Origin of the sequence: Psychrobacter sp. 78a-MNA-CIBAN-0178 (assembly GCF_040309625.1) — a bacterium.
GTDB lineage: Bacteria > Pseudomonadota > Gammaproteobacteria > Pseudomonadales > Moraxellaceae > Psychrobacter > Psychrobacter okhotskensis.
In genome coordinates this window covers 1-25,275 of record NZ_JBEOOZ010000008.1, presented here as the reverse complement: position 1 = coordinate 25,275, position 25,275 = coordinate 1, and the positions used below count along the sequence as shown (strand labels likewise).

At 43.8% G+C, this 25,275-nt stretch carries 19 protein-coding genes; 11 read left to right on the top strand and 8 right to left on the bottom strand.

Annotated features, from left to right (window positions below; translation table 11 throughout):
- Positions 1 to 25: 25 nt before the first annotated feature.
- The 6 genes from AAEY80_RS06775 to carA form a co-directional block, all read right to left on the bottom strand.
- The gene (locus AAEY80_RS06775) at positions 26 to 640 is read right to left on the bottom strand and encodes a hypothetical protein (RefSeq protein WP_201576814.1); all 615 of its coding nucleotides are present in this window, start codon (positions 638 to 640) and stop codon (positions 26 to 28) included.
- A gap of 184 nt (positions 641 to 824) precedes the next feature.
- Complete coding sequence (locus AAEY80_RS06770; protein ID WP_227687595.1) at positions 825 to 1,790, bottom strand: hypothetical protein; 966 nt, start codon at positions 1,788 to 1,790, stop codon at positions 825 to 827.
- Between the two features lie 484 nt (positions 1,791 to 2,274).
- The gene (gene greA / locus AAEY80_RS06765) at positions 2,275 to 2,751 is read right to left on the bottom strand and encodes a transcription elongation factor GreA (RefSeq protein WP_045445504.1); all 477 of its coding nucleotides are present in this window, start codon (positions 2,749 to 2,751) and stop codon (positions 2,275 to 2,277) included.
- Between the two features lie 395 nt (positions 2,752 to 3,146).
- On the bottom strand, positions 3,147 to 6,401 hold the full coding sequence (carB, locus tag AAEY80_RS06760) for a carbamoyl-phosphate synthase large subunit (RefSeq protein WP_201566000.1): 3,255 nt from the start codon (positions 6,399 to 6,401) through the stop codon (positions 3,147 to 3,149).
- 92 nt (positions 6,402 to 6,493) lie between these two features.
- On the bottom strand, positions 6,494 to 7,261 hold the full coding sequence (locus AAEY80_RS06755) for a hypothetical protein (RefSeq protein ID WP_201566002.1): 768 nt from the start codon (positions 7,259 to 7,261) through the stop codon (positions 6,494 to 6,496).
- 3 nt (positions 7,262 to 7,264) lie between these two features.
- Positions 7,265 to 8,497, bottom strand: coding sequence for a glutamine-hydrolyzing carbamoyl-phosphate synthase small subunit (carA, locus tag AAEY80_RS06750; RefSeq protein WP_201576811.1), 1,233 nt, complete (start codon positions 8,495 to 8,497; stop codon positions 7,265 to 7,267).
- Positions 8,498 to 9,236: 739 nt separating this feature from the next.
- Between carA and AAEY80_RS06745 the strand changes: the two genes are divergently transcribed.
- Entirely contained in the window at positions 9,237 to 9,773 is a 537-nt protein-coding gene (locus tag AAEY80_RS06745; protein WP_173239695.1) for a gamma carbonic anhydrase family protein, read from the top strand.
- A gap of 138 nt (positions 9,774 to 9,911) precedes the next feature.
- On the opposite strand, the gene AAEY80_RS06740 is transcribed toward AAEY80_RS06745, so the two are convergent.
- Complete coding sequence (locus AAEY80_RS06740; RefSeq protein WP_025651062.1) at positions 9,912 to 10,361, bottom strand: hypothetical protein; 450 nt, start codon at positions 10,359 to 10,361, stop codon at positions 9,912 to 9,914.
- A gap of 193 nt (positions 10,362 to 10,554) precedes the next feature.
- On the opposite strand from AAEY80_RS06740, the gene AAEY80_RS06735 reads away from it, so the two are divergent.
- The 3 genes from AAEY80_RS06735 (at position 10,555) to ppnP (ending at position 12,795) form a co-directional block, all read left to right on the top strand.
- Positions 10,555 to 11,256, top strand: coding sequence for an HAD family hydrolase (locus tag AAEY80_RS06735; RefSeq protein ID WP_025651063.1), 702 nt, complete (start codon positions 10,555 to 10,557; stop codon positions 11,254 to 11,256).
- A 116-nt stretch (positions 11,257 to 11,372) separates the two neighbouring features.
- A protein-coding gene (gene prfB, locus AAEY80_RS06730; protein ID WP_101212133.1) for a peptide chain release factor 2 occupies positions 11,373 to 12,468 on the top strand; the annotation gives its coding sequence in 2 pieces (ribosomal slippage) (positions 11,373 to 11,444 and positions 11,446 to 12,468; 1,095 coding nt in all).
- 42 nt (positions 12,469 to 12,510) lie between these two features.
- Entirely contained in the window at positions 12,511 to 12,795 is a 285-nt protein-coding gene (ppnP, locus tag AAEY80_RS06725; protein WP_025651065.1) for a pyrimidine/purine nucleoside phosphorylase, read from the top strand.
- 263 nt (positions 12,796 to 13,058) lie between these two features.
- Here the strand turns inward: ppnP and AAEY80_RS06720 are convergent, their stop codons facing one another.
- The gene (locus tag AAEY80_RS06720; protein WP_173239696.1) at positions 13,059 to 13,511 is read right to left on the bottom strand and encodes a GNAT family N-acetyltransferase; all 453 of its coding nucleotides are present in this window, start codon (positions 13,509 to 13,511) and stop codon (positions 13,059 to 13,061) included.
- Positions 13,512 to 13,691: 180 nt separating this feature from the next.
- Here AAEY80_RS06720 and AAEY80_RS06715 point away from each other — a divergent pair, with 180 nt between their 5' ends.
- The 7 genes from AAEY80_RS06715 (at position 13,692) to AAEY80_RS06685 (ending at position 25,076) form a co-directional block, all read left to right on the top strand.
- On the top strand, positions 13,692 to 14,834 hold the full coding sequence (locus AAEY80_RS06715; protein ID WP_101212144.1) for a DNA topoisomerase IB: 1,143 nt from the start codon (positions 13,692 to 13,694) through the stop codon (positions 14,832 to 14,834).
- 323 nt (positions 14,835 to 15,157) lie between these two features.
- Positions 15,158 to 16,861 (top strand): AMP-binding protein, encoded by a 1,704-nt coding sequence (locus AAEY80_RS06710; RefSeq protein WP_201566018.1) that lies wholly within the window; start codon positions 15,158 to 15,160, stop codon positions 16,859 to 16,861.
- A 100-nt stretch (positions 16,862 to 16,961) separates the two neighbouring features.
- A complete protein-coding gene (locus AAEY80_RS06705; RefSeq protein ID WP_101212137.1) occupies positions 16,962 to 17,747 on the top strand; it encodes an SDR family NAD(P)-dependent oxidoreductase in 786 nt (261 codons plus the stop codon).
- A gap of 132 nt (positions 17,748 to 17,879) precedes the next feature.
- Positions 17,880 to 18,467, top strand: a complete 588-nt coding sequence (locus AAEY80_RS06700; protein ID WP_201566020.1) for a L,D-transpeptidase family protein — start codon at positions 17,880 to 17,882, stop codon at positions 18,465 to 18,467.
- Between the two features lie 456 nt (positions 18,468 to 18,923).
- The gene (gene clpB, locus AAEY80_RS06695; protein WP_025651071.1) at positions 18,924 to 21,521 is read left to right on the top strand and encodes an ATP-dependent chaperone ClpB; all 2,598 of its coding nucleotides are present in this window, start codon (positions 18,924 to 18,926) and stop codon (positions 21,519 to 21,521) included.
- 332 nt (positions 21,522 to 21,853) lie between these two features.
- Positions 21,854 to 23,107 (top strand): PQQ-dependent sugar dehydrogenase, encoded by a 1,254-nt coding sequence (locus tag AAEY80_RS06690; RefSeq protein WP_201583983.1) that lies wholly within the window; start codon positions 21,854 to 21,856, stop codon positions 23,105 to 23,107.
- Between the two features lie 319 nt (positions 23,108 to 23,426).
- Entirely contained in the window at positions 23,427 to 25,076 is a 1,650-nt protein-coding gene (locus AAEY80_RS06685; protein WP_025651073.1) for a BCCT family transporter, read from the top strand.
- Positions 25,077 to 25,275 lie beyond the last annotated feature (199 nt).

The window sequence follows — 25,275 nt, the reverse complement described above, 5'->3', positions numbered from 1 at the left end:
TGTTGTCGTGCTATTTATGAGTTTTTTAATTAGAGAAACAGGGGTTAGGCAACGTTTGAACCACTTCTTCTGAGAAGTATTCTTTGATAATAAGACGTCCTTTTTTGTCAAACTCGACGTTGTACTTGGGGTAAGCTGCAAAAGCGTCAGGGTCATAGGTCGAAGGAAAATCGATTTCTTTATCTGAAAAAAATCGGCTAGCCGTCCATAATTGTTTATCACTATTATATCCAACGCTACACGGACTGTTTAGGTCAAAGGTGAAATAACGGCCAAAGTATTGCTCCTTGCCGCCACGACCAAATAGCATATTAGCACCGCACGGATTGCCACAGCCAACGTAAACATGATAAGTATCTTTATCGATTTTTTTGAGCGAAGTATGGTTCCAGCCGTAATGACCTATTCCATCCATAAGTTTAGTTTCTTTTACTTGACCGTCTTTCAAGGTTTCGCTTTTAAGGATGTAACCATCATCGCAATACTCATGACCGTCTTTACTCATATAGGCAGTACAAATTTTCGACATATAAAAGCTATCGTCAAATTTTGGTTCGGCAGCTTCAGCCCAAGATATAGAACTCAAAATACAGCTGTAAATGATAAAAGCCAATGAATAGAGAGGAGTAAATTTATACATGGAAGTAATGACCGGATATTTGTTTTGAATTAATAGCACTATAGCAAAAGGTTGGTTGTTAAGGAATAAGGTACGCTCATCAAAAAGGTCTTGCTGACTAGGAAATTAGCCGGCAAGACCTTTTATTAATTTTAAGATTTATTAAATAACAATACTTTCAAATCTAAACTTTCAAATCTAATTTTTACTGAACCTTCGCACGTATAACAACCGTTTGCGGTACGTTAGCAGGAAGATCTACCAAGTTCCATTTGAGTCCAGAGTAATTTTCTGTGATAACTACAGTATTGCCAACTTGTTGGATAGTCTGATAACTGTCGCCGCCTGTTGTCGCAAGCGTTGGTAGTGGGCTATTCAATGATACCAATTGCACGCCATTTGGCAGTGACACCATGGCATTGATGTCAGTGACGGGTTGTGCCGTGGTATTGGTATAAGTGGTGTGGTATTCGATGATGTCGCCAGGTGCGATATGGTTCGCAGGTACAGCCACTTCGCGACCATCTTTATTTTTTAATATTTTCATCACTTTGGTTTGTGCATTCACCACGTCAGGCGTGCTAAAGGTCGGGGTCAGTTGCAGAGCATCTAAAGACGTAGATACTATTTGCGTCGTTGCAGGTTGGTTCGTCACTATGGTTGTCGTTGGCGTATTGATGACTGGCAATTGGGTAGCCGTCGTCACAGGCAATACTTGTGTCACGCTAGTCGTCGGCACGGCTATGACATCAACGTTGCTTGTTTGATTGGTGACTTGGTTGGTCACAGGTACGCTCGTAACCGTGGTGCTGCCTTGGGTGACGACCGTATTGCTCGCACCACTGGCGACTTGGCGAACCGTATAGCGAGGAACGTTAGTTACTTGAGTCACAGCATAAGGCATGCCGTCTTGCATGGTGATGCCGTGTGGTGTCGCTGTAATGGTCGCGGTTTTACCGTCAGAATACTGCTCAACGACGGTAGTGCTACTACCAGCAGACGAAGTGATGGCGATCTCAGGCGCAGCATGTGCGGTAGATACCGTCAATAAAGCGCCTGCTAAAATTGTTGGAATAGCAGTGCTTATCACGCTTTTTTTGACGAGGCTGTGCTGGGTAAACGCCTTCTTATTTATAGTCAGTAACGCTGGCATATCGATGTGTATGGTCATAATAGATTCCTTTAAAATAACAGTAAATAAAGCCGCTAATGTAGTAGCAGAAAGCAAAGCGTAAAAAATAACGCTTAGAAAACAACACCTAGAAAAGAAAAACCCCCGTCAAATGAGCATGTAAACCATGTCAAATAACGAGGGTAAAGATACTAATGATAGCCAACGTTCGCTATCTCTCCATCATTATTTTAGTCAGTTGCTAAGCACTTATGTCTAATACTTATAATGAGACACTTGTAATAGTCACAAGGCTCAGCATCTATACTCGAGCAATTATGCGCTAAAACAAACAGACTAAAAAAGCAGCGTTGTGTAACTTCTGCTCTATTCATAATGAGGTTGTGTACTACTTTCTACGCTCATTTGCTAGGCGAATTGCCAGCTGATTCGCGTTAAGATACTTCTGTTATCAAAAGCTTTTTCTTTATCAAAGAATTGCTATCAAAGGCTTTCTATCCAGATATTTCTCAAATCAGGAAAATTAATCGTAAATCACTTTCATGATTTCGTATTCGACCACGCCTTTTGGCGTTTCAATACGTGCTTCATCGCCTTCAGACTTACCAATCAAACCACGTGCGATCGGTGAATTGACTGAGATTTTACCCGCTTTAAAGTCCGCTTCATCATCACCAACGATTTTGTATTGTTTTTCTTCTCCGGTGTCCATGTTTTCGATAACGACGCTCACGCCGAATATCACACGACCATCTTTTGGTAATGTTGCAGGATCAATCACTTGCGCGCCGCCAAGTTTGGCTTCGATATCACGGATACGCGCTTCACAAAAACCTTGCTGCTCACGAGCAGCATGATATTCAGCATTTTCTTTCAAATCGCCGTGTTCACGGGCTTCAGCGATAGAAGCAGTGATGCGTGGACGGTCGATACTTTTTAACTGTTTTAATTCGGCTTCTAGAGCCGCATGTCCTTGAGGAGTCATGGGATAACGTTGCATGTTTTTTCCTTAAACCAATAACACCACACCATCTCCTACTCTTAGTGAATAGTGAGATGGTGTCAGTGTTGTTGCAATGAGTATGTGAAGATATAAAAAGAATGAGGTTTAGACTGCGTAACAACTAAACATGCGCTTATCTGTGAGCGTGGATACACTGACAAGCAAGGCACTTTAACTTTACGTAATAAAAAGCATAGTCGCAGTTTAGCCACTATGCTTTTTAGGTCTATCTTTTTAAAACTTTATTTTTTTAAAGTACTGCTTTTTTAAGCCGTACGTTTTTTTAAAGCCCTATTGTTATATAAAAATCGATAACAAGTTTTGCATCCGCTGTTAAACGAGCGTTGCCATTATGCTTAATCTACTGAAATTATGCTGCTAAGTCAATAGAGCTAAGCAATAGTCTTTGCTTGTTCGTGCAAATCTTGTAGCTTATAGACCTCAAACGGTAGGTCAATGCCATAAGATTTACAAACCGCATCTGCCGCGCCTAACGTCGTGACATAGAAGACTTTGCCTTGTAGTGCACTACGGCGAATAGAGAACGAATCCTCTTGAGCTTGTTTGCCTTCAGTCGTATTGATGATAAGGTCAATCTTACCGTTTTTCAAGGCGTCAACGATATGCGGGCGACCTTCGGTGACTTTGTTGATTTGCTTACATTCGATACCATTCTGAGCCAAGACTTCTTGCGTACCAGTAGTAGCGACGATGTTAAAGCCAAAGTCCGCTAGCTGACGGGCGATAGGGGCGATTTGTGTTTTATCACTATCACGTACCGAGATAAAGACCGTTTTGCTTTCGCCCTCAACAGGTAGACCGGGCAGGCGCTCATTACTACCGATGACGGCTTTATAGAATGCTTCGCCAAAGGTTTTACCCACACCCATGACTTCACCCGTTGATTTCATCTCAGGGCTCAAGATAGGGTCGACACCAGGGAATTTAGCAAATGGGAATACCGCTTCTTTTACGGCAAAAAATGCAGGAACGATTTCAGTGGTAAAGCCTTGGTCTTTCAATGACGTGCCAGCCATACAACGAGCGGCGATTTGTGCTAATGATGTACCAATACACTTAGAGACAAACGGGACAGTACGGGCAGCACGAGGGTTCACTTCTAAGATATAAACCGTTTCACCTTTGACCGCGAACTGAACGTTCATGAGGCCAACCACGCCAAGCTCTTTTGCCATCGCGACTGTTTGCGCGCGCATGACATCACATAGCTCTTTAGACAGTGAGTATGGCGGCAATGAACAGGCTGAGTCGCCTGAGTGGACACCCGCCTGTTCGATATGCTGCATGATACCGCCGATGACGACATCAGTACCGTCACATACACAGTCGACATCGACTTCGATGGCGTCATCTAAGAAGCGATCGAGTAGGACAGGCGCTTCGTTCGAGGCTTGTACCGCAGTACGCAGGTAATGTCTTAGCTCGTCTTCGTTGTAGACGATTTCCATCGCGCGGCCACCAAGGACATACGACGGGCGTACAACCAATGGATAACCCACGTCTTTTGCTTTGACCAAACCATCTTCCAAGCTCGTTGCTAAGGCGTTCGATGGCTGTACTAGGTTTAGCTGTTGAATCATATGCTGGAAACGTTCACGGTCTTCAGCGCGGTCGATCGCATCAGGGCTGGTACCGATGATTTTTACGCCCGCTGATTCTAACGCGCGGGCAAGCTTCAATGGCGTTTGACCACCGAACTGGACAATCACACCGTCTGGGTTTTCGATACGGACGATTTCTAGCACGTCTTCTAATGTGATTGGCTCAAAGTATAGACGGTCAGAAGTGTCATAGTCAGTTGAAACCGTTTCTGGGTTACAGTTGACCATGATAGTCTCATAGCCGTCTTCACGCATGGCAAGCGCTGCATGTACACAGCAGTAATCAAACTCGATACCTTGACCGATACGGTTAGGGCCGCCACCGATGACCATGATTTTTTTCTTGTCAGTTGGGTTGGCTTCACATTCGCTATCGTAGGTTGAGTACATATAAGCGGTGCTGGTCGCAAACTCTGCAGCACAAGTGTCAACACGCTTATAAACTGGATAGACGTTCATATCCCAGCGTTTCTTACGTAGTTGCTTCTGTGACACGCCTAGCAATTTAGCCAAACGTAAATCTGACAAGCCTTTACGCTTAAAGCTGCGCAAGTTTTTCTCGGTTAAACCGCCAAAGCCGAGTGATTTTACGGTTGCTTCGGTTTTCACGATGTCTTCGATCTGTACCAAGAACCATGGATCAATCTTGGTGAAGTTGAACACCTCATCGACGCTCATACCAACGCGGAAAGCATCAGCGATATAGTAGATACGATCAGGGGTTGGAATCGTTAAGCGATTGATAATTTCGCTACGAGCCTTCTCAGCACTGACTTTGGATAAATCAACTTGCTCATCAAAACCATCTGCGCCTGTTTCCATACCGCGTAGTGCTTTTTGCATTGACTCTTGGAAGTTACGACCAATCGCCATCACTTCACCGACCGATTTCATCTGAGTCGATAGGATGTTGTCCGCTTGTGGGAATTTTTCAAAGTTAAAACGAGGTATCTTGGTAACGACATAATCAAGCGCAGGCTCAAAGCTGGCTGGCGTTTTGCCACCCGTGATGTCATTTTGCAATTCATCCAATGTGTAACCAATCGCTAGCTTTGCTGCGATTTTGGCAATTGGGAAGCCAGTCGCTTTTGAGGCGAGGGCAGACGAGCGCGATACGCGTGGGTTCATCTCGATGACCACCATGCGGCCCGTATCAGGGTTGATACCGAACTGTACGTTTGAGCCGCCTGTTTCTACACCGATCTCACGCAGTACCGCGAGCGAGGCGTTACGCATGATTTGGTATTCTTTATCGGTCAACGTCTGCGCAGGGGCTACGGTGATTGAGTCACCTGTATGTACGCCCATTGGGTCAAAGTTTTCAATGGCACAAATGATGATGCAGTTGTCGTTTTTGTCACGGACGACTTCCATCTCGTACTCTTTCCAACCGATGAGTGACTCATCGATGAGTAGCTGATGGTTTGGAGACAAATCAAAACCGCGCTCGCAGATTTCGATGAATTCGTCACGGTTGTACGCGATACCGCCGCCCGAGCCGCCCATGGTGAATGAGGGACGAATGATACAGGGATAGCCCATCTTTTCTTGGGTCGCAAAAGCTTCTTCCATCGTTTCAGCGGTTTCAGCGCGTGGGCACTCAAGACCGATACGTTTCATTGCCTTGTCAAACAAGTCGCGATCTTCTGCCATCTCGATTGAGTCTTTGGTCGCGCCAATTAGCTCGCAGTCGTACTTAGTCAGTATGCCATGTTTGTCTAGATCTAGCGCACAGTTGAGCGCGGTCTGTCCGCCCATGGTTGGCAAGATCGCATCAGGACGCTCTTTGGCAATGATTTGCTCAACCGTCTGCCATGTGATCGGCTCGATATAGGTGGCATCCGCCATGACAGGGTCGGTCATGATGGTCGCAGGGTTTGAGTTGACCAAGATAACGCGGTAACCTTCTTCTTTTAGTGCTTTACACGCCTGTGCGCCTGAGTAGTCAAACTCACACGCTTGGCCGATAACGATGGGGCCTGCGCCAATGATAAGAATGCTTTTTATGTCGGTACGTTTTGGCATAATGTTTTTAAGTCCTATTTTGGCGGTTTGGGATTTGTTAAATATTTAAAATTCGTATAGATTAGATAGTTGAGTTGAATTCTATAAAAAAATCATTTTCTATCAAACATTTTATAGAACTCTTTATTAAAATCAGCAGTACATATGGTTGCAGTCCCATTTATAAATCTTGCTAAAATACCATTATCAAATTCGAAAGTGGTCAGCATAGGATAATTTGTTAAAAATGTTAAACCTGGAGACTCATGAATATTTTGTAGAAGTTCCAAAAGTCGAGGGTTTTTCAACATCTTGTCGAGTTGTTGCTCATCCTTTGTTAGCAAGGCTTTTAGAGATGAGTCATTATCTTCTATTGCTTTTAATGAATGTTCCCAAGTCTGAGCTAAAAGACTATAGTAATCCTTTATTAGCTGATTATTTAATAGCAACAGTTTTTCGTTTAACTCTTTATCATTAATGGAATTTACATATATTAAGCTATAAGTTAGCAGATGCTCTGCATATTTTTCTGGAGTCCAATTATTTTGTAGACATGTTAAATATGCCTTTTGATGCGGGGCAGTCACCTTTTCTATAGGATCATGGTCGTTCATATTAGTTCGAAATTGCTTAAGATAACCGCTGTAATCGTATAAACCTAAAATAGCATTAGAAATTTTTTCAGCGTCTTCTCTTTTGTTATAAAATTTTGGATTATTAGCGACTAAAACCCCTAAAGTAATAGGCGTATCAATTGAATTATTAGCAACTAGTTTAGCAACCTGCTCTTTTGTATCTTCAGGCAATAAATTTCTTCTATCATCGGCATTAGCTACTGAAAAAGATATCAAGAACAAAGTTGCTAAAACTAATTTCAACATTGATTATGCCTTAGCCTTTTCCATCATCTCTGCAAACTTATCAAACAATGGCGCAGCATCATGCGGGCCAGGGCTGGCTTCTGGGTGACCTTGGAAGCTAAAGACCGGCTTATTAGTCAGCTCAATCCCTTGGTTAGTACCATCGAATAATGAGCGATGAGTCGATTTAACATTGGCAGGCAAGGTGTCTTCGTCAACCGCAAAACCGTGGTTTTGACTGGTAATCATCACCGTACCAGTAGCCAAGTCTTGTACTGGATGGTTGGCACCGTGATGACCGGTTTTCATTTTAATAGTATTTGCACCGCTGGCTAGACCAATCAGCTGATGACCTAAGCAGATACCAAAAGTTGGAATTTCCGTTTCTTCAATGATGTGACGTACCGCATCGATGGCATAATCACAAGCAGCAGGGTCACCAGGACCGTTTGATAAGAAAATGCCATCTGGATTCATCGCTAGCACGTCAGCGATAGGCGTTTGTGCTGGTACAACGGTGACGTGACAACCACGGTCGACTAGCATACGTAAGATATTGGTTTTGGTACCAAAGTCATAAGCGATAACATTATATTTTGCTTCAACGTGCGTGCCCAAATTCTTAAAGAAGCCGCCCGTACCGCTATCATGGCTACCAGCTACATCACGATTAAGCAAGGTATCTGATAAATCCCAGCTACCAGCGGTCCACTCAAACGTCGTCGGCGTACAGCATTCTTTTGCTAAATCCATACCTTCAAGACCAGCGAACTCTTGCGCCAGTTTGATGGCTTGCTGTTCGTCTTCGCTGCTAATCGTGTCGCCGTTAGATGCGGTCATGATACAACCGTTTTGAGCGCCTTTATCACGTAGTAGGCGGGTCAACTGACGGGTATCTATATCAGCAATAGCGACCGTATCATGGCTCTGTAGATAATCACTCAACGATTCAGAGTTACGGAAATTTGAGGTAACCAGCGTTGCATCACGAATGATCAGGCCTTCTGCCCATACTTGGTGTCCATTACCAGACTCCGTATCTTCAGCATTGGTACCAGTATTACCAATGTGCGGATAGGTGAGGGTGACGAGCTGGCGCGCGTAGCTTGGGTCGGTCAGGATTTCTTGATACCCTGTCATGGCTGTATTAAAGACCACTTCACCGACACGATGACCAAGACTGCCGATACTCACACCGCGAAAGATCGTACCGTCTGCTAGTGCCAAAATTGCTTGTATTTCTGCCGATGAATTCAAGGGTTGCCTCCGCTGTTATTGGTGAGTGCCATCATGATTTGTGGGTGAAAATATTGACTTATAATCACTATTTATAGGGTTATAGCTGCTGTTAAAACCAGAATAAAAAAGGACTAAAGCCAAAATTTTTCCACAAAAAAGCGAGAAGACATTATCGATGGAAACTACAAAACTCACTAGGTAGTGAATAGGTAACTTGCATCATGTCCGCTCGCTTAGGCACAGATTTTGCGCATTATATACAATATCCGCTAAGATAGCCAGCCGATTCTCAAGGTTGATGACTGTGGCTTTGCTGATCGTAGTAAATAGCCGATATTAACTTAGCTAAAAGCCGATATCTGTATACTTGGGCTTTGTTTAAAATTTGCGTGACATGCATATGTATGGTCGTCTTTAAAGAACATGATTGCCTAAAATAAGAGCCATATAAAATGGCCTAAGTAATATCGATAAATCATGCACTGCTGATATCCATTTTTCTTGCTTGCTGTGCCTACGCAGACAGAGGCTACAAAAAATCGATATCAGCAATACCGTCGCGTTTCTAGGATATTCTAACTATATATAAAATAGCCTAAGTTATAAAAATGAATTTTCGTGACTGATATAACCATAAATCTAATACTAAAAGAGCTAGATTTTCACAGGTAGCTTTGCCACAATGGACGGCGCTGTTATAAATATAGCTTTGAACCGAATATAATTATTAAAATACCCAATGTAACAAGGACCCGTTATGATTTACCAATATTTAGACAAAGTGCCTGAGTTTGCCGTTCCATTTAACGGTTGGGTGGCAGATACCGCACGTGTCATCGGCGATGTATATTTGGGTCATCAAGCCAGTGTTTGGTTTGGGGCGGTGATTCGCGGGGACAATGAGCGCATTCATATCGGTGATTATAGTAATGTGCAAGAAAACAGCGTCATTCATACCGATGCAGGCATCGAAGTAAAGATCGGCGATCATGTCACCATTGGTCATTTAGCGATGCTGCATGGCTGCGAAGTCGGTGATAATAGTCTCATTGGCATCGGTGCAGTTATTTTAAATAATGCCAAAATTGGTAAAAATTGTATCATTGGTGCCAAAGCGTTGGTCACTGAAGGCAAAGAGATTCCAGATAATTCTCTGGTAATGGGCGCACCTGCAAAAGTAGTCAAAACCTTGACCGATGAGCAAGCTGCCATGATGAAGTGGTCTGCGCTGCATTATAGCGATCGTTGTCAGACATTTAAGACTGGCTTAAAAGAAATAGCCATGCCTGATTAATCAATATAAAAGTGAGCATTGATTTATCTTTAGATAATCGTTTTATAAGTGATAAGCAGATTGAGCGTTATTGATTTCTCATCCTTTATTGAAACGTTTTTTGAGCAAATAATTTTGGGGCAGAAGCTTTTATGTTATTTATGCCATTAGCATCATGATAAGCCAAATAACGGCAAAAATGATAATACCGATGATTATTCCACGAAAAACGTCATGGCGTATCGAGTAGTCGTTAAGATAAGCATTGTTGTTGCCAGTTTCATCATTATGCAAAGCATTGACGCTCTCGGCACCGGCGCTTTTGCCAACGATAAAGCCTATTAAAGCACCCAAAACCAACATAAACGGCGTAAATAACCAGAATATCTCGCCATTGCCCATGCCAGCAAGTGAGCGAATGACAACAATCGCAAGGTCGATAAGTAAGCCGCCAAAGCCATACATCAAGCCATTTAACAGCGCATAAAGCAGACGCTCTAAAGGCGATTGATAGCTTTTGCCTAACTGCCGTCGCCTAATTTCTCTGATGGAGCGGGCAGGGCGTCGCGGTCGATTAAACAAAGCAGTTTTATCATCAGGCGCTTTCATAAGGTTCTCTATTGTTATTATCAAGCAAGCTAAAGATAAGCTAATGAGATTTTAAAGTAAACAAGTTAGCATAATTTTGTTCGGTGAACAGTAGGCTTATAGAGAATTATCAGCACATTTTATATCCAATATTTTCTCTAAAATATTTTTCATTCAAAAAATCATTCCCTTAAAAAATCATAAGGCTCCAATTATGCAGGCAACTCAAGCACACACTGATGGAAAAGAATTGGCGTTATTCGATCTAGATCATACCTTGCTCGATGTCGATAGCGACTACCTATGGGGCGAATATATCGTCAAGCATAACCTCGTTGATGAAGCTGAATATCGTACAGCCAATCAAGCATTTTACGAACAGTACATCGAAGGCACGCTTGATGCGACCGAATATAATGAATTCGTCGCCCAGTTTTTGAGCAGTTTGCCGATGGATAGACTGCATGAGTTGCGAGAAGATTATATTAAGACTGAAATCGAGCCTCATATTCGTCCAAAAGCGATGGAGGCGCTCTGTCATCATGTCGAAAAAGGTCATGATGTGGTGATTATTTCGGCGACCAATGACTTTGTAGTGTCGGCTATCGCTAAACGTTTTGGTATTGAAGATGCCAATGTCTTGGCTACGCCTTTGGAAATCAAAGATCAGCGCTATACTGGTAAGCTGATGGACAAACCAAACTTTCAGGCAGGCAAGATATACCATCTCGATAAGTGGCTGAATAAAAAGCAACTGGCTGGCATAAAATTTGATAAAACCTATGCCTATTCAGATTCCAAAAATGATATTCCTTTGCTTGAATGGGCGGATGTGGCTATTTGCGTGTCCCCTGATGACGCGTTGCATGCGCATGCGTTAGCCCATCGCTGGGCAGTAGAGGATTGGTCAATTTAGCTGGTCTATGATTATTTAATATAAAGGCATTGATAATTAGTCAACTATTTATCGTCAATCTCATTTAAAATAGCGCCATATCAGTGAGATATTTATTTAAAAACACAGGAATACTTATGGAAATCAATCCGTATCAAGAACAAATCAAAGATCTATCTGAGCGTGGACAGGACTTGCGGAGGTATCTTTGACTTCGATGGTAAGCAAGAACGCTTAGAAGAAGTCAATTTAGAATTAGAAAACCCCGAGCTATGGAATGATCCAGAGCGTGCAACCAAGATTAATAAAGAGAAAAGCCAGCTTGATGGCGTCATCGATGTCGTGGTCTCGCTTGAGACCACCTTAGAAGATGCATCTGCCATGCTGGAGCTGGCGGTAGAAGCAGAAGACGAGTCGTTACTTGCTGATGTACAAGCCGAGCTTGACGATGCGGAGAAGCGCGTTGCTGACTTAGAGTTCCGTCGCATGTTTAGTGGCGAGATGGATCCTAATAATTGCTACTTGGATATCCAGTCAGGCAGTGGCGGCACAGAAGCGCAAGATTGGGCCGAGATGCTACTGCGCATGTATACGCGCTGGGCAGAGGCGCATGGCTTTAAAGTTGACGTGATTGAAGTATCTTCTGGTAGCGTTGCTGGGATTAAATCAGCCACGATTGAGATTAAGGGTGATTATGCCTTTGGTTGGTTACGTACCGAAATTGGCGTGCATCGCTTAGTGCGTAAATCACCATTTGATAGTAACAACGGTCGCCATACCTCATTTGCCGCTGTTTTTGTCTCGCCTGAAATTGATGATAACGTTGAGATTGATATCAACCCAGCTGATTTGCGTATCGATACTTACCGTTCATCAGGCGCGGGTGGTCAGCACGTGAACACCACTGACTCTGCGGTGCGTATTACTCATGAGCCGAGTGGTGTGGTGGTGACTTGTCAGAATGAGCGTAGCCAACATGGCAACAAAGCGACGGCGATGAAGATGCTACGTGCCAAGCTTTATGAGCTTGAGATGCAAAAACGCATGGAGTCGCAACAAGCGGTTGAAGATGGTAAATCTGACGTCGGTTGGGGCAGTCAAATCCGCTCATATGTGCTGGATGACTCACGTATTAAAGACTTGCGTACTGGCGTTGAAACCTTTAACACCGGTGCAGTGCTAGATGGCGACCTTGATCAATTTATCGAAGCAAGTCTAAAAGCGGGATTGTAAAAAAACTTTCAAATATTACCTAAAACCTTATTAAGGAAAACTATGCCAAGCGTTAATAATTATTTTGATGATAAAGTCACTTCTATTGCTTTTCAAACCGCGACCAAGCCCGCTACCGTTGGCGTGATGGAAATTGGCGAGTATGAATTCGGTACTAGCGAATTTGAAACCATGAGTGTGGTGAGTGGTGCATTGACAGTTAAGCTACCAGAAAGCACTGAGTGGCAAACCTTTAATGCGGGCGAGCAGTTTACCGTTGAAGCCAATCAGAAATTCAATGTTAAAGTTGAAGTGGAAACTGCTTATTTATGTGTATATGGTAAATAAGCGATTTTAAAGTAGTAATATAATAATTAACGCCAAGTGTTTAACGCTTGGCGTTTTTTTATGGTTAAATTTTAAGATAAGTTTCAGTCGTAAGATTAAGTTTCAGTCGTAAGATATAGTCAGTGAAAAGTAATATCGAACCATCACGCACTGCTGATATCAATTTTTCTAGCTTACTGTGTCTGCACAGACAGAGGCGACAAAAAATTTATATCAGCAATACCATCGCGTTTTTAAAATATTTTGACTATCTTTGTCAATCGTTATAATTTTTTACGATATTGCACCATGTCCGTTTGGGTGGCGATGGCATCATAGAGTTTGCGTGCTGTGGTGTTGCCTTCTTGCGTGGTCCAATAGACACGGTTGCAATGTTGCTTATCAGCAAAGTCATAAACCTGTTCAATCAGTGCGCGTCCTATGCCTTGCCCGCGGGCAGACTCACTAACATACAGATCCTCTAAGTAACAGCATTCGGTGGTATTCCATGTATTGGGATGTAGCACGACATGCGTGATACCTACCAGCGTTTCATCGACCCATGCCCCAAAGCCATAAATTGGCATATTGCTATCAAGCAGGTTGCGCCAAGTCTTTTCTGTGGTACTTGGTGGCAGACGAGTTTCATAAAAAATTAAATAACTTTGCCACAATTTTAACCAAGCATCGTAATCAGCTTTAGACAATGGGATTATTTTTATCGAAATATTTTTCATGGGTGTTCACTTGATTTTATTAATGGACAGACGTTCAATTATGACGCAATCAATCATAATTGATAACCCTTCTATACAGCATTTTTACATAGCGATTACACTTTATCCGTGGCAAGTAAACAGCAAAAATTCTCATAGTTAATTATGCTAAAACCACTATTATTTAAAAGTGTATTATTTATGACCAAAGCAGCTGCACAAACGACCTCAGAGGATATTCGTCACGATTATGAGCATTTAGCACGTCGGGCGAATTTGCGCTACGTCAGTGATAATGAACCGGGTTATAGTCGTCAGCGTTGGGGTCGCGGTTTTACTTACCGAGATGCTACTGGCAAGACGGTGAAAGACAAGGCTTTGCGCCAGCGTTTTGATGCCTTGGTCATTCCACCGATGTGGTCAGAGGTATGGATATGCCAAGATGATAAGGGTCATCTGCAGTCGACCGGTCGTGATGGCAAAGCGCGCAAGCAATACTTATATCATCCTGAGTGGGATACGGTACGTGACCAAGCCAAGTTCGATGCGATGATAGGTTTTGCGGAGGCATTGCCAAACCTACGTGCGCAAGTCGAAGAAGACTTAGAAGCAGCGCCGCTATCACGCGCCAATGTACTGGCTGCCGTGGTTAAATTGCTTGAGACGACGTTAATTCGAATCGGTAATAGCCGCTATGCGAAGATGAATAAAAGCTACGGTCTCAGTACATTGCGTAGCAAACATGTGAGCGAGATAGACGATGGCTTGGCATTCGATTTCGTCGGAAAAAGTGCCAAAGCCCATCATATCGAATTGCAGGATGAGCGTTTGATTGAGATTGTACAAGCGTGTTCTGAGCTGCCCGGTTATCAAATTTTTAAATACTTAGATGATAATGGTCATAAGCAAGTCGTCGATAGTGCCGATATCAATGATTATTTGCGTAAGCACCTTTGCACTGATGCCAGCAATAATAAAAGCGATCATTTATATAGTGGCAATCTGTATAGTGCCAAGGATTTTCGTACTTGGATGGCCAGTGTATTGGCTGCCAGTCATCTGTATGACGAGCTTGAAGCCGCCAGTGGCAAAGAGATATTGACTAGCGAGCCGGACAGTCGGACGCGCCAACAGTTGGTCACTGATATGGTTAAAGAAGTGGCAGATGAGCTTGGCAATACTCCAAGCGTGTGCCGAGCATCCTATATTCACCCTGTTATTATTGAACGGTTTTTGGCAGGTCAGTTTTTTGAGCCCTATAAACAAGCGCGCCGTGGACGCACTCGAAAGTATCAAAGCTGTGAAGAAAAAGCACTGCTGGGCTTTTTGAGTACATTCGATTAAGCGTACTTGACTAAGCGCACTAGAGTAACTGCGTTAGAAAATAAGAGGCTTATAAAATAAAGGCCTCGGGAATAGTTGCTTTATAAAGTAAGCACATTAGAAGAATATATAGCAGTCTAACAACTGCTAATAGTAAGATAATTATCTGGACTCAGATATTTATAAATGATACGTTATGTATTGAATTAGATGTTAACGTGCTTTTTTAACAGACCCTAATGATTAACGCCCAATTTTATCAAGTAACACAGTCTATAGGATATCGACTGTTGTGATAGCAATTGATATTTTCAGCTCGATCTCCACCGCTAAAGGATTAGCCCATGAATACCTCATCTACACAAACCGCGCACGCTACAGCGGATACTTCTAAAACACCCATCAATTATAGTGATTATTATAATAACTTCGAGATGAATGCGTTGTTAGAGGAAATATTTGGCGCGCATTTGGATGATCGATTAAATGCTTACATGGCTTGCTGTGGTCGCCATGTGCGTGACGGTCGCGCGGACAATACGGCCTTAGTCCATGAAGATACTAGCGGTAACATAACGCGCATGAGCTTTGGCGAGTTGGATGAAGCGAGTGCGCAAGTTGCCAATTTATTATTGTCCTATGGTGTAAAAGCCGGTGACCAAGTCGCCACCATGCTACCGCGCACGCCTGAATTACTAACGGTTGTATTAGCGACATGGCGCATTGGGGCAGTGTACCAGCCGCTATTTACCGCTTTTGGTTACGATTCGATTAAGTACCGTATGGATAAGGCCAATACCAAGGTGGTATTTACCAATCAGGAAAATCGTGGCAAGTTTGAAGATTTGGCCAAACAAGCCAAAATGGTACTTATTGGCAGTATTCATGATAGCGACGCTTGGGGTGATGACAATTATCACGAGATGAGGGTGACGCAGCCGCAAGCGATAGAAGCTGTTTTGCTAGATACGGATGCACCATTCTTGCAAATGTTTACTTCAGGTACGGTGGGCAAGTCAAAAGGCGTTAGTGTGTCATTAGCGGCGTTGCCTGCTTTTTATCTATATATGCGTTATGCGATTGATCTGCGCGAGACTGATAACTACTGGAATATGGCTGATCCCGGCTGGGCGTATGGGCTATATTATGCGATTACTGGGCCTTTATTATTAGGGGTCACGACCTACTTTAACGAAGCAGGCTTTGATGCGACCAATACCCGCGACTTTATGGTGCGCCATAAGATTACCAATCTAGCGTCATCGCCAACGGCTTTTCGGATGATGAAATCGAGTGGTGTTTTTGATGCATCGTCCGCAAATGACGATAACGCCTTGTCTCTACGCTGCGCTAACTCGGCAGGGGAGACGCTGAATACTGAAGTAGTAAGTTGGGTGGAAAGTCATTTGGGCTGTCAGGTTTGCGATCAATATGGGCAGACAGAGACTGGTATGACCTGCTGCGAGCATCATGCTTTGGCGCATAAATGTCCAGTCGGCTCGATGGGCATGGCGTTACCGGGGCATACGCTGGTAGTGCTCGATGATGATATGCAAGTATTGCCCGATGGTGAGCAAGGACAATTGGCAGTCGTGGTCAGTCAGTCGCCTGCGTTTTATTTCCGAGGCTATAGTTGGAATGAAAAACAAGCGTTTTTTGAAGATTACTATTTGACAGGCGACGTGGTCGAGCGTCATAGTGACGGCAGCTATTGGTTTTCAGGACGTGATGATGACATCATTATCACGGCAGGCTATCGGGTCGGTCCTACCGATGTCGAAAACACTGTGCTCGAGCACGCAGCGGTCGCGGAGTCTGCTGCCGTTGGTATACCTGATGAGGTGCGTGGGCATACGATTAAGTCCTATGTGGTACTCAAAGATGGCATCGAGGGCTCTGAAGAGATTGCTCAGCAAATCAAAGACTTGGTACGCAAACGTTTATCGACTCACGCTTATCCGCGGGAAGTTGAATTTGTGAGTGCACTACCAAAAACACCAAGCGGTAAAATTCAGCGCTTTTTGCTGCGTAGCCTGTCTGCAGATTGAAGCCTCTTGGTCCAGAGTAGGGGCGCAGAGCAGTTATAAAAAGAGCAGTTATAAAAACGTTAAACATCAACATCAAACAAAAATTTATTAAGGGAATAATATGCAGATTAAAGAAAATAGCTTTTTGGTCACCGGCGGTGCATCAGGATTGGGTGAAGCCGTGGTTCGCGCTATCGTCGCTCAAGGTGGCAAGGTCGTCATCGCTGATTTGAATGAAACAGTAGGGTCAGCGCTAGTAGCTGAGCTGGGCGATAATACGCGTTTTGTTCGTTGTGATGTGACCAGTGGTGATGAGGTGCAAGTGGCGGTAGATACAGCAGAAAAAGAGTTTGGTGGTCTGCAAGGTTCTATTAACTGTGCAGGTATTGCCGTGGTGCAAAAGCTACTGGATCGTGAAAACAATCCTGCTGATCTCGATCAGTTCAGTCGCGGTGTTATGATTAATCAAGTGGGCTCGTTCAATGTTGCACGTTTAGTAGCAGCTAGTATTGCTAAGCGCGTAGCAGCGAATGTGAACCCTGATAGTGAGCAGAACGCGGACAATGGTATCATTATCAATACTGCTTCTATCGCTGCTTTTGATGGGCAAGTCGGGCAAGCCAGTTATGCCTCATCTAAAGCTGGCGTTGTCGGTATGATGCTGCCATTAGCTCGTGAGCTGACTCGTCATGGCATTCGCGTGATGACGATTGCACCGGGTGTCTTTGCCACCCCAATGATGGAGAGCTTACCGGAAAAAGCACGCACGCAATTAGAATCAGCCGTTCCTTATCCTAAGCGCCTAGGAGCACCGAATGAGTTTGCCAAACTGGTGACCCATATTATTGATAATGCCTACCTAAATGGTGAAGTGATTCGTCTTGATGGTGCCATTCGTATGGTTTAGTTTGACAACTGCCAGAACACGTTGTTATCTTATTCATCATTTTTGCACAAAACCTGATCATTAAATATGACATAGTGCTTTGATATATTATGACTCGTTGCTATCAAGCATTGCTTATAAGGACCAAAGCCTATGTCATTTTTCTCTTTCAGTCTTAGCACCAAATCTCGTTGGTTGTTTATTGCGATAGGACTTGGTCTGACTGCCATCATTAGTACCAGTGCGATAGGCTATGTCAAAACCTCCTCGCAGGCAAAAAACGCGGTTGATAAAGGTCAGTCTATTCCTAGCACGCTCATTGTCGATAAGGTCTTTGTTGACAAGTCTGAGCGCATTTTAAAGTTATTAAGCAAAGATATCGTGGTCAAATCCTATCGCATTGCATTAGGTGACAGCCCGATAGGACATAAGCACCAACAAGGGGATCAGCGCACACCAGTAGGCTACTATACCTTAGATTATAAAAATGAAAACTCAATAGCCCATCGCTCCATCCATGTCAGCTACCCAAATGCGGCAGATAAAGCACAGGCTAAGTCTCGCGGCGTCAATCCAGGTGGCGACATTATGATTCATGGGCAAATGAATGGCTTTGGTCATTTAGCCGGGCTCAATCAACAACGCGATTGGACAGATGGCTGCATCGCCGTCACTAATGATGAGATGGATGAAATTATGGCGGCTGTGAAAGTAGGCACCGCGATTGAAATTGTTGAATAAGCCACTTTTAAGGTTTATGTATACTTAATGCTTGCTGAGTTGATTAGCTTTTTAGATATTTTGTAATAACCGCATATTTTTTTCGACGATTTATTCACACTCCTAAACTATTCCTCTCTCTTTTTCACAAACTTAACACTACCTATTTTTCTTTCCTATATTCCCTTGAAATAGCTCATCAATGTGCCTATTAATGCCTTATCGTCATATCATTGTTATAAGTAAGGTTTATATTAATCAGGTGCAATGCGCACTGCTTGCTATTGGCTTGTTATTGATAGGAGCTGATATTGATAAGCCATTATTGATTGTTGATAACCGTTAAATTGATATTGAAATATTACTCAACAAACCTGATATAGATAACAACGAAAAGCTTGGGCATTGTTTGATACTTATAAAAAGCCGCAGCTACTATCAGATATAAAATATTATTAATTCTAAAAGGACACCAATATGAGGTTCGAAAAATTTACCCAAAAATTGCAATCTGCGATTCAAGAAGCCCAAAGTTTGGCGCTAGGGCGCGACCATACAGGAATTGATCCTGTGCATTTGCTTGCCGTGTTGCTGCAAGACGAGTCTAACTTGTCTATCTGCCAGCAAGCGGGCGCGTCTATTCCTGCGCTAAAAAATGGCGTGGCAAAGGCGCTTGATAATCAAGCGACGATTAGCGAACCAACAGGTGACGTTAATTTGAACCCTAATTCGGTCAAAATTTTGAATTTGGCCGATCGCCAAGCGCAAAAAGAAGGCGACGATTTTATTGCCACTGAATGGGTGATATTAGCACTCGCTGAACAAGGCGAAACCAAAAAAATATTTGAAAGCGCTGGCGTGACGGCAGCCAAATTAAAAGCCGTTATTGAACAATTACGTGGTGATGAAACCGTGAACAATCAAAACGCGGAAGATCAACGTGACGCGCTGAATAAATATACGATTAACTTAACTGAGCAGGCGGAGCTTGGCAAACTGGATCCAGTCATTGGTCGTGACGAAGAGATTCGCCGCACCATTCAAGTACTGTCACGTCGGACTAAAAATAATCCAGTACTTATCGGTGAGCCGGGTGTGGGTAAAACCGCTATCGTCGAAGGCTTAGCACAAAAAATCATCAATGGTGATGTACCAGAAGGGTTGCGCCGTAAAGAAGTACTGTCATTAGACTTAGGTGCGCTTATTGCCGGCGCAAAATTTCGTGGTGAGTTTGAAGAACGCCTCAAAAGCGTATTGAGTGATTTGGCCAAGCAAGAAGGCAATGTCATCTTATTTATCGATGAGCTACATACCATGGTTGGCGCGGGTAAATCAGAAGGTGCGATGGATGCGGGTAATATGCTAAAGCCTGCGCTAGCCCGTGGTGAGCTGCATTGCGTCGGTGCGACGACTTTGGACGAGTATCGCAAGTATATCGAAAAAGATGCCGCGCTTGAACGTCGCTTCCAAAAAGTATTGGTCGATGAGCCAACGGTCGAGGATACCATTGCGATTTTGCGTGGCCTCAAAGAGCGTTACGAGCTGCATCATGGGGTCGATATTCAAGACAGTGCGATTATTGCTGCCGCACGCATGAGCCATCGCTATATTACTGACCGCAAGCTGCCGGATAAGGCGATTGATTTAATCGACGAAGCTGCCAGTCGTCTGCGTATGGAGATGGACAGCAAGCCTGAGTCACTTGGCAAGCTTGATAGCCGTTTGATTCAGTTAAAAATGCAGCGTGAAGTGCTCAAAAATGAAGAAGACGCTGGCGCGCAAGCCGAGCGTAAAGTACTTGATGCACAAATAGAAGAGTTAGAAAAAGAGTACGCCGATCTCAATGAGATTTGGCAAGCAGAAAAAGCGCTGGTCAAAGGCAGTCAGCAGCTAAAAGACGAGCTAGACAAAGCGCGTATCGCCTATGATAAAGCCAGCCGCGAGGGCGATTATGAGACCATGAGTAAGCTGCAGTATGAGACCATTCCGCAGTTAGAGCGCCGAATTCATGAGTCGGACTTGGCTGAGCAAAAAGAGCAGACTGGTGAAAATAGTGGGGTAAAACTACTACGTAACAAGGTCACGGATAATGAAATTGCCGAAGTGGTTGCCGCCGCCACGGGCATTCCGGTCAGTAAAATGATGCAAGGCGAGCGTGACAAAATGCTGGCGATGGAAGAGAAACTCCACGAGCGCGTCATCGGTCAAGATGAAGCAGTCGAAGCGGTCGCCAATGCCGTGCGTCGTAGCCGTGCGGGCTTGTCGGATCCGAATCGACCATCTGGTTCGTTCTTGTTCCTTGGGCCTACTGGTGTCGGTAAAACCGAGCTGACCAAATCATTGGCGAACTTCTTATTCGACTCTGAAGATGCGATTGTTCGTATCGATATGAGTGAGTATATGGAGAAGCACAGCGTCAGTCGCTTAGTGGGTGCGCCTCCAGGTTATGTTGGCTATGAAGAAGGTGGCGCGTTGACCGAAGCGGTACGTCGTAAGCCCTATAGCGTGATATTGTTTGATGAAGTCGAAAAAGCGCACCCTGATGTGTTCAATATCTTGCTACAAGTGTTGGATGATGGTCGTTTGACCGATTCGCAAGGTCGCGTGGTGGACTTTAAAAACACCGTTATTATCATGACCAGTAACCTAGGCTCGCATAAAATTCAAGAGATGGTTGGCGAAAGCTACGACGATATCAAAGCGGAGGTCATGGATTCTGTCGGTCAGCATTTCCGTCCAGAGTTCGTCAACCGTATTGATGAGATTGTGGTTTTCCATCCGCTCGGTATGTCGCAAATGGCAGGTATTGCTGACATTCAATTGGATCGATTACGTCAGCGTTTGCATGAGCGCGAGATGGACATCGAGCTATCCTCTGATGCGATGAACAAGCTGGTCGCCGTGGGTTATGACCCTGTGTATGGTGCGCGTCCGCTAAAACGTGCTATCCAGCAAGAGATCGAAAATCCGCTGTCATTAAAATTGCTGTCTGGTGACTTTGTCGCTGGCGATATCATCAAAGTCGATGTCGGCGCTGATGATAAGCTTACCTTTGATAAGCTTCGAATGAGCTAATAGTAAACGCTAAATAATTGTTGCTAAATGACGGTTATGCTTTAAAACCAACCCTTTATTTGTCTATTTTTTATATAGGCAGATAAGGGGTTTTTACTTTGCGCTCTATAATCATTTTACCGTTGTCATACTTTGATTATGTTATAACTATAGTCAAAATATCCTAAAAATACGATGGTATTGCTGATATCAATTTTTTGTCGCCTCTGTCCGCGCAGGCACAGCAAGCAAGAAAAATGGATATCAGCAGTGCGTGATGGTTCGATATTATTTTTCACGCACTATCACTTAAGCCCTAATAAAGCCAATATAACATTAAGGGAGATGACATCATGATGATGACCAATAAAAAATATATTAGCACGCCATTAATCTTGCCGTTAATCATAGCAGCCCTGCTATTTAGCGCCTCTGCGTGCTCAAACCCATCAGCAGTCAATACCGATGCAGATCTGACAGAGTACAAAGAAGGTCAGGCTTCTGCCAAAGATTCGGCAGCGAGCACTGAAAAACCTGCCTTTGCCACTAAGACTGTCGCTACCTTTAATGAACCATGGGCGATGACCGCGCTACCCAATACCAATGATGAGCCACCAACATTACTGGTTACCCAAAAGACCGGTGAGCTCTTCATGGTCGATACTGCTACCGATACTAAAACCGAAGTAAGCGGCGTGCCGACCGTTGCGTATGGCGGGCAAGGCGGTCTAGGTGACATTATTCTAGCGCCAGATTTTGCTACCAGTAATGTCATATATCTCAGTTATATTGAAAGCGGCACGGGTGCTGATGACAATAAATTTGGCGCGAAAGTGATTAGCGCTAAGCTCTCAGGTATAGGTAGCGCTGCTCCTAGTCTGCAATCTATTACCCCGATTTGGCAGCAGACGCCAAAGGTAAAAGGGCAGGGGCATTATAGTCACCGTTTGCTATTCTCTCCCGATGGTCGCTATCTCTATATCAGTTCAGGTGAGCGGCAAGAAAAAACGCCAGCGCAAGATATGAGCGTCAACTTGGGCAAAATCATTCGACTATACCCTGACGGTAGCGTACCCGCAGACAATCCATTCGCCAACGAAAATAAGGAAATTAAGGCACAGTTTTGGACAACTGGGCATCGTAACGTACTGGGTATGGCCTTTGATGACAGTGGTCGGCTGTGGGCAAATGAGATGGGGCCAAGAGGTGGTGATGAGTTTAATTTAATCGAAAAAGGCAATAACTATGGCTGGCCGCTGGTCTCTAACGGTCGTAATTATTCGGGTACAGACATTCCTGACCATGACACTCGGCCTGACTTGACTGCGCCCAAAGTGACTTGGACACCCGTCATCTCACCTTCTTCATTAAGTATATATTCAGCCGGGACTCATAATGATTTTCCAGCATGGCAAGGCAATGCGCTAATCAGCGGCCTGTCATCAAAAGCGCTCATCATAGTGAGTTTTGATGACAGCAACAGTGCCTCTGAACGTTACCGCTATGATATGGGGAAGCGTATTCGTAGTGTACTGAACGTGGATGGACAAGTCTGGTTATTAGAGGACGGCGATGCGGCTAAGTTACTGCAATTGCTACCTAAATAGTATATTGCTATAAAGAGTGAATGATAGCACTGTTAAAATTAATTCATAAATCTACATAAAGGGTACTGCGATTTTTACCATAAATCCAGCACCTTTTATAGTTTTAAAGCTTAGAAAATGAATAGAGTAGATGGCTTTTATTTTACTCTAAACCAGAATTTTGACTTGTTACCATCTATACATCATATTTTTAGATAAGTTTAAGAATAGGAAAACATTAGAGCAAATAGGGTGTTTCTTGATGGCTATATTTTGTAATTATTTGATAATCAAAGGTTATTTTGTTAAGGTAGCAGCCCTTATATAACGAGATTAGCACATGGACGAAGTAAAAGTAGGTCGATTGGGTCCGTTTCCACGGGTCAGTAAACCTGTGTTTATAACCTCGACGTTGTTGATTGTCGGATTTATTATTTTTGGCGCTTTTTTTACGGAAGCTGCCGGCGCACTTTTTAGTTTTTTACAGAGCTTTATTACCGATAAGTTTGGTTGGCTATTTATTGTTTTGGTCAACGTGGCACTCGTTTTTTGTATCTATTTAGCCATGAGCCGTTACGGCGATATTCGCTTGGGTAAACAAACAGAACGTCCGCAATATAGCCTCATCTCTTGGATAGGGATGTTGTTTTCGGCGGGTATCGGTATTGGTTTGGTTTATTGGGGTACGGCTGAGCCGTTGTATCACTTTATGGCCCCACCACTTGGTGAAGCGGAGACAATAGAAGCGGCCAAACAAGCGATGAACATCTCGTTTTTACATTGGGGTTTACACGCTTGGGCGATTTATACCATCGTGGCATTGTCGTTGGCTTACTTTCATTTTCGCCGTGGTCTGCCATTATCGATTCGCTCGACGCTGTATCCGATATTGGGCCGCAAGATTTATGGTCCTTGGGGTCATACCGTTGATATTTTAGCAGTATTCGGTACGATGTTTGGGGTAGTGACTTCTTTGGGTTTAGGGGTGATGCAGATAAATTCTGGTCTGGAGAACTTGTTCGGTATTCCTAATAGTTTGGGCGTGCAATTTGCGATTATTGCATTTGTGACTGCCATGGCATGTATCTCTTTGATGCTGGGTCTTGATAAAGGCATCAAACGTCTAAGTGATATTAATATGGGACTGACGGGTATTCTGTTGGTCTTTATGGTGATTTTGGGTCCGACGCTATTTATCTTCGACAGTTTTATCGAAAATATCGGTAATTATCTAGGGTCGATTGTGACGTTATCGGCGTGGGGCGAAGCCTATAGCAATACCGATTGGCAAAGCGGCTGGACGATATTTTACTGGGCGTGGTGGGTAAGTTGGGCACCCTTTGTCGGCGTATTCATTGCCCGTATCAGTCGTGGTCGTACTATTCGTGAATTTGTCTTGGGAGTCTTATTAATCCCAATGACGATTTTATTCTTCTGGTTTACTACGTTTGGCGGTGTTGCTATCCATATGGAGCTATTGGCATCGATCAACCCTGACATGCTGAGTCCTGGACTGATTGAAGCAGTGCAAGCCGATACCGGTAGTGCGATCTTTAAACTGGTCGAATACTATCCACTGACAAAACCTGTGACCTTGCTGATTGTTATCATGATTGTATTATGGTTCGTCACGTCTTCTGATTCGGCAAGCTTTGTCATCGATATGTTGACGGCAGGCGGCGATACCAACCCGCCAAAGATTCAGCGCTTGTTTTGGGCGACGATGGAAGGGGTCATTGCTGCAATATTATTAGCAGCTGGTGGTTTGGGTGCGCTACAAGCCGCCGCTATCGTGGCAGGTTTGCCGTTTGCTCTGGTAGTCTTTGTCATGATGTATGCGCTGTTGCGTGGTTTAAGTCGCGATCGCTTGATTTTATATCGTGCGCAGCAATATTTCATCACCGAAGAGTCTGCTGATCATAACTCGGCTAATGAGTTCGTCGATGAGCATTTGCTAAAAGGTCCACCTAAAATTGCAAAGGGTGACTAGGGCATTAATGATATGCTGATTGTTGCTTGTTTTAATTAAGCCTGTTATCTGAGTCCTTAAGAAAGTTTTTAAAACAGGCTTTAAAAAAATATTTAAGACAAGCAACGATCAATTATTTACCGCTTAGATTAACACACCAAGTGCAACGCTAATTAATATTATAGAACGCCTGCATAGGCGTTTTAAACCCTAAGCGTTT

What these genes read in the sequence shown, in the direction of transcription:
- AAEY80_RS06775 (WP_201576814.1), bottom strand. Translation starts at nt 640, where the DNA reads ATGTATAAATTTACTCCTCTCTATTCATTGGCTTTTATCATTTACAGC.
- AAEY80_RS06770 (WP_227687595.1), bottom strand. Translation starts at nt 1,790, where the DNA reads ATGACCATACACATCGATATGCCAGCGTTACTGACTATAAATAAGAAG.
- greA (WP_045445504.1), bottom strand. Translation starts at nt 2,751, where the DNA reads ATGCAACGTTATCCCATGACTCCTCAAGGACATGCGGCTCTAGAAGCC.
- carB (WP_201566000.1), bottom strand. Translation starts at nt 6,401, where the DNA reads ATGCCAAAACGTACCGACATAAAAAGCATTCTTATCATTGGCGCAGGC.
- AAEY80_RS06755 (WP_201566002.1), bottom strand. Translation starts at nt 7,261, where the DNA reads ATGTTGAAATTAGTTTTAGCAACTTTGTTCTTGATATCTTTTTCAGTA.
- AAEY80_RS06745 (WP_173239695.1), top strand. Translation starts at nt 9,237, where the DNA reads ATGATTTACCAATATTTAGACAAAGTGCCTGAGTTTGCCGTTCCATTT.
- AAEY80_RS06740 (WP_025651062.1), bottom strand. Translation starts at nt 10,361, where the DNA reads ATGAAAGCGCCTGATGATAAAACTGCTTTGTTTAATCGACCGCGACGC.
- AAEY80_RS06735 (WP_025651063.1), top strand. Translation starts at nt 10,555, where the DNA reads ATGCAGGCAACTCAAGCACACACTGATGGAAAAGAATTGGCGTTATTC.
- ppnP (WP_025651065.1), top strand. Translation starts at nt 12,511, where the DNA reads ATGCCAAGCGTTAATAATTATTTTGATGATAAAGTCACTTCTATTGCT.
- AAEY80_RS06720 (WP_173239696.1), bottom strand. Translation starts at nt 13,511, where the DNA reads ATGAAAAATATTTCGATAAAAATAATCCCATTGTCTAAAGCTGATTAC.
- AAEY80_RS06715 (WP_101212144.1), top strand. Translation starts at nt 13,692, where the DNA reads ATGACCAAAGCAGCTGCACAAACGACCTCAGAGGATATTCGTCACGAT.
- AAEY80_RS06710 (WP_201566018.1), top strand. Translation starts at nt 15,158, where the DNA reads ATGAATACCTCATCTACACAAACCGCGCACGCTACAGCGGATACTTCT.
- AAEY80_RS06705 (WP_101212137.1), top strand. Translation starts at nt 16,962, where the DNA reads ATGCAGATTAAAGAAAATAGCTTTTTGGTCACCGGCGGTGCATCAGGA.
- AAEY80_RS06700 (WP_201566020.1), top strand. Translation starts at nt 17,880, where the DNA reads ATGTCATTTTTCTCTTTCAGTCTTAGCACCAAATCTCGTTGGTTGTTT.
- clpB (WP_025651071.1), top strand. Translation starts at nt 18,924, where the DNA reads ATGAGGTTCGAAAAATTTACCCAAAAATTGCAATCTGCGATTCAAGAA.
- AAEY80_RS06690 (WP_201583983.1), top strand. Translation starts at nt 21,854, where the DNA reads ATGATGATGACCAATAAAAAATATATTAGCACGCCATTAATCTTGCCG.
- AAEY80_RS06685 (WP_025651073.1), top strand. Translation starts at nt 23,427, where the DNA reads ATGGACGAAGTAAAAGTAGGTCGATTGGGTCCGTTTCCACGGGTCAGT.